The 13745-nt window shown below is 32.1% G+C and carries 14 protein-coding genes; all 14 read right to left on the reverse strand.

The features are described 5' to 3' along the window. Positions 1 to 66: 66 nt before the first annotated feature. Entirely contained in the window at positions 67 to 2538 is a 2472-nt protein-coding gene (locus APF76_04795; protein KUO52356.1) for a hypothetical protein, read from the reverse strand. A gap of 1048 nt (positions 2539 to 3586) precedes the next feature. Beyond that, complete coding sequence (locus APF76_04800) at positions 3587 to 4261, reverse strand: hypothetical protein (protein KUO52357.1); 675 nt, start codon at positions 4259 to 4261, stop codon at positions 3587 to 3589. Positions 4262 to 4415: 154 nt separating this feature from the next. Next, positions 4416 to 5213, reverse strand: a complete 798-nt coding sequence (locus APF76_04805) for a hypothetical protein (GenBank protein ID KUO52358.1) — start codon at positions 5211 to 5213, stop codon at positions 4416 to 4418. Positions 5214 to 5278: 65 nt separating this feature from the next. After that, positions 5279 to 6037, reverse strand: coding sequence for a hypothetical protein (locus APF76_04810; protein KUO52359.1), 759 nt, complete (start codon positions 6035 to 6037; stop codon positions 5279 to 5281). A gap of 13 nt (positions 6038 to 6050) precedes the next feature. Further along, entirely contained in the window at positions 6051 to 6794 is a 744-nt protein-coding gene (locus tag APF76_04815) for a hypothetical protein (GenBank protein KUO52360.1), read from the reverse strand. A gap of 2 nt (positions 6795 to 6796) precedes the next feature. Further along, positions 6797 to 7069, reverse strand: a complete 273-nt coding sequence (locus APF76_04820) for a hypothetical protein (GenBank protein KUO52361.1) — start codon at positions 7067 to 7069, stop codon at positions 6797 to 6799. A 233-nt stretch (positions 7070 to 7302) separates the two neighbouring features. Next, entirely contained in the window at positions 7303 to 7605 is a 303-nt protein-coding gene (locus tag APF76_04825; GenBank protein ID KUO52362.1) for a hypothetical protein, read from the reverse strand. 286 nt (positions 7606 to 7891) lie between these two features. After that, positions 7892 to 8500 carry a hypothetical protein gene (locus APF76_04830; protein KUO52363.1) on the reverse strand — a complete coding sequence of 203 codons (609 nt, stop codon included), beginning with the start codon at positions 8498 to 8500 and terminating at the stop codon, positions 7892 to 7894. Further along, positions 8488 to 9021 (reverse strand): hypothetical protein, encoded by a 534-nt coding sequence (locus tag APF76_04835; protein ID KUO52364.1) that lies wholly within the window; start codon positions 9019 to 9021, stop codon positions 8488 to 8490. The genes APF76_04830 and APF76_04835 overlap by 13 nt, the downstream gene beginning before the upstream one ends. Before the next feature lie 275 nt (positions 9022 to 9296). After that, positions 9297 to 9479 (reverse strand): hypothetical protein, encoded by a 183-nt coding sequence (locus APF76_04840; protein ID KUO52365.1) that lies wholly within the window; start codon positions 9477 to 9479, stop codon positions 9297 to 9299. A 63-nt stretch (positions 9480 to 9542) separates the two neighbouring features. Continuing rightward, positions 9543 to 10613, reverse strand: a complete 1071-nt coding sequence (locus tag APF76_04845; GenBank protein ID KUO52366.1) for a hypothetical protein — start codon at positions 10611 to 10613, stop codon at positions 9543 to 9545. Between the two features lie 65 nt (positions 10614 to 10678). After that, positions 10679 to 11578: a hypothetical protein gene (locus tag APF76_04850; protein KUO52367.1), complete on the reverse strand. Its 900-nt coding sequence runs from the start codon at positions 11576 to 11578 to the stop codon at positions 10679 to 10681. Next, on the reverse strand, positions 11568 to 12935 hold the full coding sequence (locus tag APF76_04855) for a hypothetical protein (protein KUO52368.1): 1368 nt from the start codon (positions 12933 to 12935) through the stop codon (positions 11568 to 11570). The genes APF76_04850 and APF76_04855 overlap by 11 nt, the downstream gene beginning before the upstream one ends. A 16-nt stretch (positions 12936 to 12951) precedes the next feature. After that, the gene (locus APF76_04860) at positions 12952 to 13740 is read right to left on the reverse strand and encodes a hypothetical protein (protein ID KUO52369.1); all 789 of its coding nucleotides are present in this window, start codon (positions 13738 to 13740) and stop codon (positions 12952 to 12954) included. Positions 13741 to 13745 lie beyond the last annotated feature (5 nt).

A 13745-nucleotide genomic window follows, 5' to 3' on the forward strand; every position in this document is an offset into this window, starting at 1 on the left:
TAACCTATTGACTCTAGCAGGAATAGTTTAATGGCTCCGTTTGATGGATTACATATTTCCTTTACACTAACTGATAATTCTATTTGACTGCTTTTTAAAATTACTAATTATTTCGTCCATAATTAAAAACTGTAATTCATTACAATTAATAAATGGTTCATCAGCTTTCTCTTGGCTTTCTAGGTATTGTAAAAACACTTCCATACGTTTGAGTCGTATTTTCATTACTGCTCTCTTGCCGCAACCCGAATCCTCTATAAGAAATATTTCTTTGGTAAGTTTATCAATCTCTTCAAAATGTTTATTAGAAGATATCGTGGTATCTTCACATAAGCGTTCTAAATAGGAAAACTCCTTAAGTAAATAGTTAACATAATAATAACCCGATGAAGTTACACGAACAAATTCTGCCTCTTCGCCTCCTGCACGGTATCCGTTATCAGCTTCTATCAAATGGTTCCTTAATAAAGGGTTTAATACTATTCTGAATTTCTGCTCATTAAGGCAAATATCCTTAAAATATGGGTATATATCTGAAATGGAAGCAAATCCCTTACCTGCACTAGATTTTATATTTCTACGTTCATACAAAAATTTAATAATACGTATCTTTGTAAAGTGAGAGAAAAAACCATCGTCTTCAATTTCAAATAAATTGATTAGTAAACTTCTATTTGAATGATAATATTTGTAGTCCCCCAGAGAAATACTTCTTAGAAGTGCATGGTATGGAATAGTATAATCACCTTGAGCAAGATAGGTCTGTATATATTCTCTTGTATTTGTATGCCCAGATACTAACAAGGTTATTAGCATCTCTTGCCCTAATCTAACATTATTAGCTGATAAAGCCTCTATTAATGCAATATTAGGATTTTGTTTGTTATTAAATAATGATTTACTAACAATTTCTAAAAACTTGCCAACATTTATTTTATACTTTATACCGTTTAGAAGAATTTCCATTTCGACATTACCACGATACTTACTTGCCACTTTAATACGTTGAGATATTATGGAAGCAACTGATGGAGCTGAAATATGATAAGCGAAATTTTGATAAGCATCAAAAGGCTTTATATTTCTAAGTTTCCAATAAGATTCTTCCCTTAGCGATATTAGGACCAGACTCTTAAATTTTTTTGTAAACTCAAAAGCGGACATAATACATTTTTTTTGGAACTCATCGCTCATTTGATCAGCGTTATCAACTGTTAAACAGATTAATTTCTTCCCTTCTTGTCTTCTAGAAATATGCTTAACTACATCCTCAGCAAACACAACTTGATCATCAATTTTTTTACATAAGAATTTGGAAATTTCCATGTCGAAATCTTTTTTGTTGTCTTCAAACAGAGGCTTTAGGGCACCCCTTTGTAATCTTATAATTTCTGGTTTGTATATCTCATGAAGAGTATCCCAATCATCAATTTTTAATCCTTGGTATTGATTACGAATTTGTTCCAAGCATTGTCTTAGAATAAAAGAACCGATATTTATGCTCTCATCTGACACCTGTGTAAAATCTATATATAGCCAAATTAGATTATTTTTTATTGGTTGAGGTATAACCCTTTTAAAATATCTATGTAGAAAAGTAGTCTTTCCAGAACCCACACCTCCTACTATAATCATTACTTGAGACATCCCATATCTATTAAACATGTCATCTTCTTTCCTAATAAAATCTTCATCAAATGCATAATCAGCTTCTTGTACTGGAATTCCAAGACGCGGTAGATCATCAACAATAAGGGCTGTAAGCTGCTTTTCATAATTTGTTACCCTTTCGTCATTACAATAACACTCATCGGAAATTTCATTTTCAAAATTCAAGTCAGAAAAAAATTCATATAAAATGGGTCTAAGATAAGAATCTAATGGGTTTCTGTTTATCTTAGCATCAGCATTAAAAATATTTTCTGATACACGTTTAGTAAACTGCGGAAGATCACGTATGTTAGAATTTGCTGTATTAAGTATATTTATAACGGTATTATTTGCATCGGACCGAGGACTAAAAATATTAATAAACGTTATAATATCTTTTTCTATATCTTCTAGCCCATTAAATATATACGTATCATTATCGTTGTCATTATAATTCAGTAAAAAAACTGCTAACTGATACCCGTTACAGATACAGCCTACATTTATTCTTTTATTTTTGCAATAATCATAAGCTTGTTGTAACGCTTCTTTAGTTAATTTATCTTTAGATAATATGCCGTAGCTCTTTGCCTTTTTGTTACATTTTGGTAAATTAAAATAATTCCCATTCTTTTTAGCCTCTACAAGAAATTGATTGTTGTTTGACTTAAAAACGTAATCAATAAATCCAACTTTATCGGTTCCAGAAGTGTATTCCTCTCGTTTGATATTGACCTCTTCCCATCCTAATACGCTTTTAAATAAAACATCTATCATTTTACAACGAGTATCTGTCTCACTTAGAATTTCTTCTTCATGCTGAGATAAAATTTTTTTATGCTCTAGAAACTTACTCAGTATATTATCAGCAGTAATGTTTCTTGACATTCTTACTACCCACTTCCTGTTTTGACTAATCTAGGCATCTATGCCTGGTTAATGGACAAATTCATTTAAATCTTAATAAAACATATGTTTTGATAATTTCACAAAATGATTATATTTAAGATTTAAAAGGTATACATTAGGACAATTTCTCCATAAAAATTACATTTCCTGCTACAATATGGAAATATCTTTTAATATATCCTAGACTTTAGGACTTTAGAAAAAAATGAATAAAAAGGTATCAATTTATTATTCTTGGATATGGCACATTTTCCATCAAATGTTCACCAAACTCTATATTATTATACTAGTCTTATAAAGAGAGTAAAGGTGCCCACGATTTTAGCTTTTCGCAAGTGAAAATTACCCTGACGGATTTTAACTAATAATGTGATGAACCCCCATCTTTTTTGATTTTACACTTCCAGACAAACAAGAAGCAGCTCCTGGGCCTGCGAAATATATTCGCTGCAATATGGACCAGGTGCTGCTCTTTTGACCTAGCGTTACTTTACCGACCGACCCCAAATACTAACACAAGAGTTATGGGCGGTAAGGTATAAGCGGTTGAGCTAGACCCAGGAGAGATGGACTAACAAAGAATTTCAACAAGTGGACCAATTTCTACCTGACTTAGGCTCCCTAATCCACCAAACTATTGCCATGCGATGTTAGCCGACCTTCAACCTAGACCTTTAAGTAATGGCTATCATCGCCAGATAGGACCTAGTGGAGCTTTGCTAGCAACATCAAAGCATAGCATGAACTGCTGCTAGCATAGCGGAACGGGTAAGCTAGACCCAGGAAACAGGACCCAAAAGCAATACTTACAAAAGATCCTGCGTAGACTAGCTCATCTGCAGATGCTGCCTGGACCTAAAAGCTAAACTCGGGTAGAAAAGGCAGCTTCTGCTATAACAACCTAGCGTTACTTTACCGGCCGACCACAGATATTAACACCAGATTTATGGGCGGTAAGGTAAAAGCGGTTGAGCTAGACCTAAATGTAGTTTTGCTTTATAAAATTAGGCTGCCACTACTGAAAACACTATCTATCTGCTTCATGAATTCTAAAATTTATAGGTTTATTTCTTTCAACAAATATTTGTTTAGTCCAGTCCTCCCCTTTTTCTTTACACTTCTTTAATTCAAGGCTAATAATACTGAGGTTTTTATCAATATCCTTGCTATTTAGCAAATGCAATTTATCTTTATCGTTTCCAAACAAGAGAATGTCAAGATAGCCTTCAAGATGGATAGTTTTTGAAACTAATACTGGAGTAGTGTAGATCCCTTGCCTAGCTAAATCCTCAATATGTTTTTTTGTATCTACTACCAGTTTATATTTTTCAGTACACTCCTCTTGAAACAATTTTGCCTGGTTATATTTAGCCTTTATTGAATTAATCTTGCTGATAAGATTAACATCAATACTTTTATTAACGTTAAATCTATCTGAAATAGCCTTAGCCGCCTCAAATGACGTTATATTTAAGAGCTTTTCCACAAAACTTATTGAATCTCCACCTGTACCACATCCAAAACAATAAAAGTCATTTTTATTTGGATAGACTGCCAATGATGGAGACTTGTCTTCATGGAAAGGGCATGTTCCAAACAGCTTGGTCCCCTTTTTATTTAGCTCAACACCTGAAAAAGCTTGAATAGTATCCTCAATTCTAACGAGATACTTGACCTCCTCATAGATACTAACCGTACTCATCTAGCAAACCCCCTTTTATACAAAATAAAAAACTATACACATAGGTTTTGAACCACTTCCAATTTTTCAAATGTAACCAACTATAAGCAAAAATAGTGAAAAATAATTAAATTCTAAACAAGCCTCAAAAATAATATTAATCAAACAGGTCCAATTAAGTAATATAAATAGCTTTAAATTTATCATCTTTAGCTTGTATCTCCGATGTTTCCTCCCTTATATTTTTACTTGAACTTTGTTGTATCCAATCTTCTTCTACAGCTTTCCTTATCCATCCATTAATATTTTTAGATATACTTGTTTGTTTCGCTAATTCTAATTTTTCTTTCACAAAGGAGAAAGAGAATTCTTTTGTTAAACTTAAAATTAGTTTAATATCGCAATTAAGTTCCTGTGATACTTTTTCCAAATAATCTTCCTGGCTTTTATCAACAACAACATTTTTTATCTTCACTTTTTGTTCCGCTTCTAATTCTTCATTTGCGTTGTTGTTTATTGTATTACTGTTATTATTAAAAGAACTACTGTTGTTATTATGTATAGGGGTTTTAACCGTATCCGGTTTTTTTCGGGATACGGTCTTTTTCCGGATACGGTTTTTTTCGGGATGTGGTTTTTCTTCTTTATTTTCTACTGGATCAGGGACAGTAATTATTTTATAAAGGTTGCCTATAAAATGGCCTTTATTATTTCTTCTCGGCTCTACTCTTATCAAATCTCTTTTAATTAACTCAGAGAGATAACTGTTATAAGTTTCGGGATGAATACCCAACTCTTTACAGATAGTAGATTTCTTAGGAAAGGCTTCTACTCCAGCACCAGCAAAAGTAATTAGATAAGAATATAGAGCTTTAGGGCCTACTCTCAAAGTACTATCTCGCATTATTTTTTTGGCCAACACCCCAAAACCATGGCTGTAAATCCCTTCCATGACGATTTTGTTTTCAGACATAATAGAAACCCCCTAATTACTTGTTATATAAAAAGACCGCAGAAGGTATATTTCCCCTCTACGGCCTAAGCAGGTACCCCGGTACAGCTCTCTATCTTGGTTAACATTAGTTTTCTAACTAACCCAACATCCACATCATTAAAATGATAAAAAAGACTAATAAAACTATTTACATTCCATAATCCTCTCTTACTTCCACTATTTAATATGCTCATACAATTCTTTTCAAATTTTTTCTGTGATTGTAATTTTATATATGCAGGGGTTCCTGTGTCTAGATTGCCCAACTCGGTTTGTCCATCTATGCATTTTGAACAAAGTGTAAATCCATTTTGGTTAAGCACTACTGTTGATGGCTTTTTATCATCTGACTTTAATTCAGGAAGTCTTGGTTTTTCAGTCTGTTCAATCTTATTAGGTGCCATTTTCATACACTTATTCAGGCCAGAAACATCTTGATCTTGTGCTCTAAATCCATTTTCTATATTCTTGTCTTTAAAGATGCCGTCTAAAGTTTCATAGTCAATGGTATACCATTTTGTGTTATCACTATCCATCTTGTTAAATCTATTTGTAGAAATAATTATTTCTAGTTTTTCTAAACGCTTAATAATTCTCCTAATCGTGCTTTCTGAGAAAAATGGTAAATACTTATGCCAATCTGCGTATGTGATATACAACCAAGTCTTTCCCTCATAAGAATTATTACTGTTTTCAAGTAAACAGTATAATTGCTGAATAATTATAGCCTCATTTAAACCTACTGCCCTTGCTAATGATGGATTTATTACTAAGGACTGTTCATTTAATAATATTTTAGACATATATCTTTCCCCCTCAAATTATATTTGCTGTCGTGATATCTTTAAGAGTGACAGCTGGAAATGGTTTCGAGAAATAGTAACCCTGACATAGCTTTACACCAAGAGAACGAAGAATATTAACTTCATACTTAGTTTCAACTCCTTCAGCTATTACCCTTGAACCTAACTTGTTACCCATTAACAACAATGATTTTATCATGATCCTTTTATCAATATTTTTATGGCAATCCATAATTAAATCTCTTTCCAATTTAAAATACTCAGGTTTTACATATAAGATATTTTTTAATCTATCGTATCCACTACTAACATCATCTACCGCAATAGATATTCCTTTAGATTTATACCAGTTTGCAGCATCTATTACTCTGCTTATATTTGACTTGTGGCTTTCAGTTATTTCTAAAACTATGCTGCAGTTGTTTAGATCTGCGGCATAGTTTGTTATCATATCGAGTTTTTCACAAAATATTAAAGAAGAAATATTAATAAAAACTTTACTTTTTGAATTTAACATCTGTGTAGCCATTAAGCTGTTATTTAAACATTGGTATTCTAACTGACGCATCTTTTTCTTTCTCCTGGCATATGAAAAGAGCCTGCTAGGCATTTCTAATGTAGTTCCTAACGGCCCCCTGGTTAGCATTTCCCAACCTTCAATACTATTTGCTTGTAGGTTTATAATAGGCTGTATATATGTGCTTATTTCACCGCCTAAGGCCTTATTAAAAACCTCATCTTTATTCTTTGGTCCCATTGTTATATTGCCACCTTTCCAGCATATCTCTGTTTTTTTGGATTACTACTACTCACAGAATCAATCCTCACTAATTTGTAATACTCTATCTTAAGATCTATATATAAAAAACACTCATGCCACCCTCTATGAGGATCCGAGTTAGCAAAAATGTACACACGTACGAAGTTTTCATATATACCAACTATTTTACCTTTTCTTTTACTACCTGCACTATTGCCTTTGTCGCGCTTTTGGTAATATACCCAAACTATCTCACCTAATTTAAAATCCAATCCTTCACCCCCTAAACTTACCTAAACTAAAAAAGCTGCTGGTTACCAGCAACTTTAAATAATTTATTCCATATCTTCGTATTCTATTTTACTTATGCTTTTATACCTTGATATTATATATAATTATCCTTGGTTTGAATTCATCTTTCTAATAGCTTTATAATCCTTATAATAAGCACACTCATAAATATCTCAGCCCAGTTTCCTACAAGAATAAGATCTGGAGCAACCCATTAAATTTTTATCTTTAATGCTTTTTCAATAAATTTAATTTCCTTTTTTATATCACTAACTATTTTATCTATTTTTTTTCTTTCCTCAATTTTAGAGTTAATTACGGGAAACTCGTTATTTGGTATATATTTACTAACTACCTTTTCCCCATCCCTATACTGCAAATAAAAATATTCTTTTCCTCTTATATTTTTGTTTACCACACTACCTTTAGGCAATAAGACAGCTTTTTTCTGATAAGCACGTAGCATTCTATTTTGCCTTTCAAGCTCATCTTGCAAAACTCCTTTGATAACTACCATAACCCACCTCTATTAACCATTTATCAGTTACTATTATATCACCTGAAAAAACAGGTTTGCAACATACATACATTCATAAAAAGGCTAATTGTAGTTAACTTTGTCAATCAAAAAAACCAACATTTATCTCTTGCATAGCGAACTAGTGTTCTGCTATAATTATCCCATCAAAGTCCCAGGAGATGATATTATGAATGAACATAAATGCCCCGAATGTGAACAAGAGATGGTGCCAGAATCGGGATGCTCATACTGCCCATACTGCGGATGGTCAAAGTGCAGTTAGTTAATATTTTCTAAAAGATTGCCCCCCACCAAAAGAATGTAAAATAATTGGTTTAGAATAGGATAACGGCAAATGAGCGGCAATAACAGCACAATATGTTGGCTTATCAATTATACTATTTTCAATATTTATAACATAGCTTTTATCCGTACTGCTTATATGGTCATTAATACGTTGTGATAATTCTTGTATACTATTTACATAATAGCTTACCCCATCTAAAACGATTGTGTATTCAGTACCACCATCAAAGTTTATTGGAGTCAAGAGAATAAACTCAACCTTTGAGATATCTAAATTTCTCGCTATTTCATCAAAGAATTTTTCCTCCGCCCTTAGCCTGTCTATCTTTAAGAAATGGTTGGTTTCTTGCCCTGAGATAGTATACCCTTCTCCCAGGGCATATAAGGAAGCATCTTTATCATATTCAAGCTCCAGAACAGCCCTATCTATTGCCAGATCTAAAATATTTTGTAAATGACTTTTACTAAAGCTTGTACTACCAATCGTAAAAGTTGAAACCATGAGAACAGTACCTATCAACAAAAAGCAAATGAACATAACAAACAATCCGGTCCATCCTCTATTGCTAGAAATTATTCCAACCACGGCTGCACCTCACCAATTATAAAGCTTTTGTATAAAATATTTTCACCCGTATAAAAAAACCATCCTACCGACACACGCAAAACACGATCCAAAAGGGCCGGATTTAAGCCTGTAACTCGTACGCCCACAATATCTTGCCTACCATCATTTCTGCCCAACCCATAGTTTCTAATGATACTTTTAAATTGTTCATCATTAAAGCCGTTAATATTTTGTTCATTTACAGCTCCATAAAAGGTCACCTCAGCATCCCCTAATAGGTTATAAATTTGCTCATCAAATGTATCTAAAATATCCTCAATATCCGATATGTCATAACTACTGCCTGATAATTCAGTAACACCCTTTTTATTGATAGTGCTTACCAATCTAGAATTTAGATTATCTAGAGCAGTAGATCTTTTCCAATACTCTCCTATAACCATAAACAAAGAAAGCATGAGTGTAACTGGTATCAAAAGAACTATAAAAACCAGAAGTTGAGAATTGCCTTTGTGATTGAATAAATATTTTCTAACCAAGTAAACCCTCCTCCCCTATGAAATGTAATCCGGCCAACTGCAGATTACATAAGCACCTGACCGGAAAAATATAATAATACATATAGATCAATCAACAGGAATAGTGCTATTTATACTATCAATAACATTAACCATATTATTAGTTGTGTTTTGAGTAGTTTCTATAGCGCCCGGATTACCATCACTGCCAAACAAAAAGCCGGCAACAAGTATAGTACAAATAACTAGCATTACAATAATTGATAAATAATTATCCATTTTATTCCCCTTCCTACCTATTCAAGATTACTTAGTGTATCATTTAGATCTTGCAGATTTTTAATGGAGTCATTAGCAGTTTCGTGAATAGTAGGCATAATAGCCTTATCACCAGTTGAAGAATTACCGCTAATAAAAACACTAACTCCCATGTAAACAGTTAAAACCAGGACCAATACAATAGCCAGTAATTTAGACATAAAAAAACTCCTTTCAATATTTATTTTAGAACTGCACTACTGCCCTCTTTCTTAATAATTGCCTCAAAAAGTAAGATTTGAAAATATAATTAACAAAGGATAAAACCACAGCAATAAGAGGCATAAACAAGGAGGAATCATTAAACCTAAAGCAATATAGGTCTTTACATTGATCAAAAATTCCTCTTTATTCATCTGCCTCTTTTTCTTTCTTTCTAAATGTCGCTTTAAATTAGCAATTGCTTTATCTTTATTTGCCTTTCTATAGGAAATCAATGTCTTAGCTAGCATCCTAAATTGTGCATAAGGAACATTGTTTAACATTAACAAAGCCTTGGTATTATCAGAATAGTATTCACGGCTAATACTCTGCAAATAAGGCTTAAAAACTACTGAGTTAGATATTAATACATTTAAAATATCTTCCGTGGTCGAGTTTATGTTTTCACCAACCAGAACTGTCAGCATTTCAAGCTTTTCATTTTCATCAGCAATGACAGATATATACCATTGCTTTAAGAGGAATAAAATAAGATCTACAGCAAAAAATCCAAGAATTAAGGATAATAGAATAGAAAAGATATGGTTCACACCATATCCAATACTATTTAAAACATAATATTTAGCTATAGCTTTCTCAGCTGTAAGATAAAGCTCAGTATCATCATCTAAATCATATTGCAAGGCAATAATATCGGAAACATACTCAATTCTATCCGAATGATTAAGGTTATTATATTGAGAAGAGTCAATATTATTAAAAATATACTTCATCAAGTAGGTTTCCTTTGATTTTAACGCTTGAGACTCATCAGAAGTTATACCAAACAAAGATACCTTAGAATTACTATCCACACCAAAATTAAAATCAGCCAGAACTTCAGCTCTCCTCAAATTTAAATTTGTAGTTAAGATTCCAAACATTAATACAGCTATAATTATTGGTAATATTAATTTTGGAAGATAGTAATATAAATCTCTTTTTTTGTAATCTAGCCTTGCATTAAAAAATTCTTTCTTTAGCTTTATTTCCTTATAGTCAAAATATTTGCTACCATAAAACCTCCTAAACAGTAATAAAATAAATCTTCTAAATGATATCCTAAAAAATCTTTGAGTAACAGCTCTATACAAATACAAGCTCCAAAATATCAATGCAAGTAACATGGGGATAAATAATAATTTATTAATAATGGGACCTACCTCCTTTCAATAAACAGTAAGGCTATAAAACTAACAAAAGAAAGTACTATACAGAGAGCAATGAGATTAATTGCTCTGGTATCTGTTGTATAAATAATGCTAGCAGCCGGAAATAAGGACGACATCATACTCATTGCTACTGGAATATTCAATATAAAAACAACAAGTAATGCCTTGGCCATAAAAAGAGCGTATTTATTTTTTTCCCTGTTTATAAAAAAGCAGGAAATAACATCCACAAAATAATCTAAATGTCGAGACAGATCACCGCCCTTTTGAGAATAAGTCAAAAAAATCACACCCAACATATTTAACCATCTATTATTAGTCTTTATTAAAAATTTATTGATACATCTTTCCGGATCTTCATGCTCCATATAATAAGAAAGTTTTTTAAATAAAGCAAAGCTGTGCTTATCCATAGTAGGTAAAGCATATCTAATAGCCCCATTTAATGTATCAGTCACCTTAAACCCCTCAGATATTTCTTCTACTGCCAGAGGTAACTCATTGGTAATTTTTTTAAGAAAATAATCAACAAATAAATTGAACGTGAGAACGGGCACCGTACAAAAACAACATATAATCAAAATAGACACATACCATGTTGCCCCATAAAAAAAGGCTGCTCCAATACCTGCAGCTATTAACATAAAATATAAAAGTAAAAGCATCGAAGGCAAAAAGTTGGTTTTATTCATATCTAGATTAATTAACAACAGCTTATTAGCTATATAAACTCTAAGCCTCCTAATAAATAAAAACCTGTTAAAAAGTATATCAAGCCTGGTTAAGCGTTTGTAAGGAAATCCATTAAACAGGAAATTACTATTCAAATAAAATACCACATACACCAAACACAAGACTAAGGGTATATAAATATAATTATGATACATCACCTTTCACACCCCTTTTGCCTCTCAAAATATCATTAATTCGTTTAATGTTTTCTGAGCAACAATCAAAATCTAGTAACTTATGCTGTAAATCATTTGACAGCTTTTCACTTGCAGGCACCAGCCTAGCTGCAGTTTTATCCCAACTCCATATATCAATTAACTCAAAGTTGTTTTCCCTTGGATACTCTTTAACCTCCGTCACCTTATTTAGAAATCGTTTACCCGTTTTAAAGTCTATTCTTGGCTCAATAATCAAATCAACAGCCCTAACAACATCAAAAAGTGCAGCATTGTCACTAGAATAATAACCACTACTCATTAATAGATTTTTAAAATCATAGATTGCATTCAATGGGCTTGAAGAATGAAAGGTCCCTCCACTACCCTTAGCCATCCTAGACATGGCATTTAAAGTTTCAATAGCCTCCCCAGGATGAGAAATTTCTCCATTAAAAATTATGTCTCGATTTTGCTTGAGCATGATCCTGAAACACTCATGAATATCAAGGCTATCTGTTACGCAAAGTTTAATAATATTCTTTAAAGGATAGTAATTATCCAAATTAAGCTCAAAAGAATTCTCTATGGTACCTATCCCAAGATTATCTGTAATAAAACGGGCCATATAACGAAGCAAAGTAGACTTTCCTACCCCCTGTCCTCCTATAATTAAAAAATTTGGTCTACCCGGATATATATTTTCAAGAAACTCTATAAAATCCCATCCAGCACCTCCGGTAATAAGATCCTCATCCTTAAGATTTTTTAAATCAAAATTACGAATATTACCTGCAACATGACCACTAAAAGGTGGTACTGTTATTGTTATCCGGCTACCATTTATTCGCTCCCCAAGATAATACGGATTAATTGAATTTAGATCATGCTTTTTTTTATAAGCTGACAACCTGTTCACAATAATATTCTCATAATGCTTCTCATCAATAAATCTAAAAGGCATCTTGTACTTTACACCTGACTTTTGCACCCATATATAATCAAATCTCGTAGTCCCTATTTCATTTAATTCGGAAGTAGCTAACTCATCAATAACAGAAAGCCCATAAGCTTCCTGATAAATAATTTGTGTTAACATGTCTACGAAATGAAGATTTTTATCTTGAAAAGTAAAATTAGTTAATCTGCAATACTTTTTCACAATATCAGATGTTCTAGCTTCGTCCATACTATTCTTCAATAAACAAAGCTTAATTTTTTCTTTAATTACTTCCCTGGCCTTAATGTCCCCCTGAACAGCTTTGGTTGTTAATTTATTTAATACCTCTCCCAGCATACCTTCATTTTTCTGTAATTCTTCTTTAACAAAATCTACTATATTATAAAAGGCATCCATATGATTCCTCCTTTACTTAAAACTTAAATAATTTAAACCCCTTAAAAACCTGAGCTCTATTTGACTTTCTTAAAGAATATTTATCTATTAAATCCTCCATCAGCTTAAGTAATTCCATGTCTAAATCCGTTGTCTTATTCGCATAAGCTTTAAGATTACCCACATTAATTGCTTCTAAAAAATCACTACAATATGGTAGTTCAAAAGACATTTTCCATAGCTTTAAAGCATTAAACTCATTTTTTAATAAACCAAGAGAAGTATCATAACAATTGATTAATCCATAATCGAATCTTAGATCTGTTCTATTAAGATACATAATTCTATCCAATATAGAATGCTTATCCTGTTTGATCACAGCTATGTTAACATCCGAACAATCTAAACATGAATTTAAAATAGAATTAGAGATATCCGAATTTAGATCTAATAAAACTAAGCTATATTCAGCCCTCAATAAATCAAAGAAACTGCTTACTAATACCTTATTTTTTAAGTGGTTATTTAAATGACTTTCAACCTCACTTCCTGAAATAAAATCTATATTTGTACCTTTTACCCTTGATGTAAAAGACTTCAGGAGACCTCTATTTAAGTCTCCTGATTTTAATAACACCAATAAATCATCTATTGTATTTTTATTGTTTGAATTAAGAATTTTATCAAGATATTTATTACTATAGTTAGCATTAACGCATAATATTTTTCCTTCATTTGAGTCAGACAAGAGATGAGCTAATAAAGCTAATAAACTAGATGCTCCCCATCCTGATTTCATACTCCAAAAAGATACGATTTTACCCATAGAAA

It is taken from the genome of Desulfitibacter sp. BRH_c19, from assembly GCA_001515945.1.
Lineage (GTDB): Bacteria > Bacillota > DSM-16504 > Desulfitibacterales > Desulfitibacteraceae > Desulfitibacter.

What these genes read in the sequence shown, in the direction of transcription:
- APF76_04795 (KUO52356.1), bottom strand. Translation starts at nt 2,538, where the DNA reads ATGTCAAGAAACATTACTGCTGATAATATACTGAGTAAGTTTCTAGAG.
- APF76_04850 (KUO52367.1), bottom strand. Translation starts at nt 11,578, where the DNA reads ATGTATCATAATTATATTTATATACCCTTAGTCTTGTGTTTGGTGTAT.
- APF76_04815 (KUO52360.1), bottom strand. Translation starts at nt 6,794, where the DNA reads ATGGGACCAAAGAATAAAGATGAGGTTTTTAATAAGGCCTTAGGCGGT.
- APF76_04855 (KUO52368.1), bottom strand. Translation starts at nt 12,935, where the DNA reads ATGGATGCCTTTTATAATATAGTAGATTTTGTTAAAGAAGAATTACAG.
- APF76_04840 (KUO52365.1), bottom strand. Translation starts at nt 9,479, where the DNA reads ATGTCTAAATTACTGGCTATTGTATTGGTCCTGGTTTTAACTGTTTAC.
- APF76_04810 (KUO52359.1), bottom strand. Translation starts at nt 6,037, where the DNA reads ATGTCTAAAATATTATTAAATGAACAGTCCTTAGTAATAAATCCATCA.
- APF76_04860 (KUO52369.1), bottom strand. Translation starts at nt 13,740, where the DNA reads ATGGGTAAAATCGTATCTTTTTGGAGTATGAAATCAGGATGGGGAGCA.
- APF76_04800 (KUO52357.1), bottom strand. Translation starts at nt 4,261, where the DNA reads ATGAGTACGGTTAGTATCTATGAGGAGGTCAAGTATCTCGTTAGAATT.
- APF76_04805 (KUO52358.1), bottom strand. Translation starts at nt 5,213, where the DNA reads ATGTCTGAAAACAAAATCGTCATGGAAGGGATTTACAGCCATGGTTTT.
- APF76_04825 (KUO52362.1), bottom strand. Translation starts at nt 7,605, where the DNA reads ATGGTAGTTATCAAAGGAGTTTTGCAAGATGAGCTTGAAAGGCAAAAT.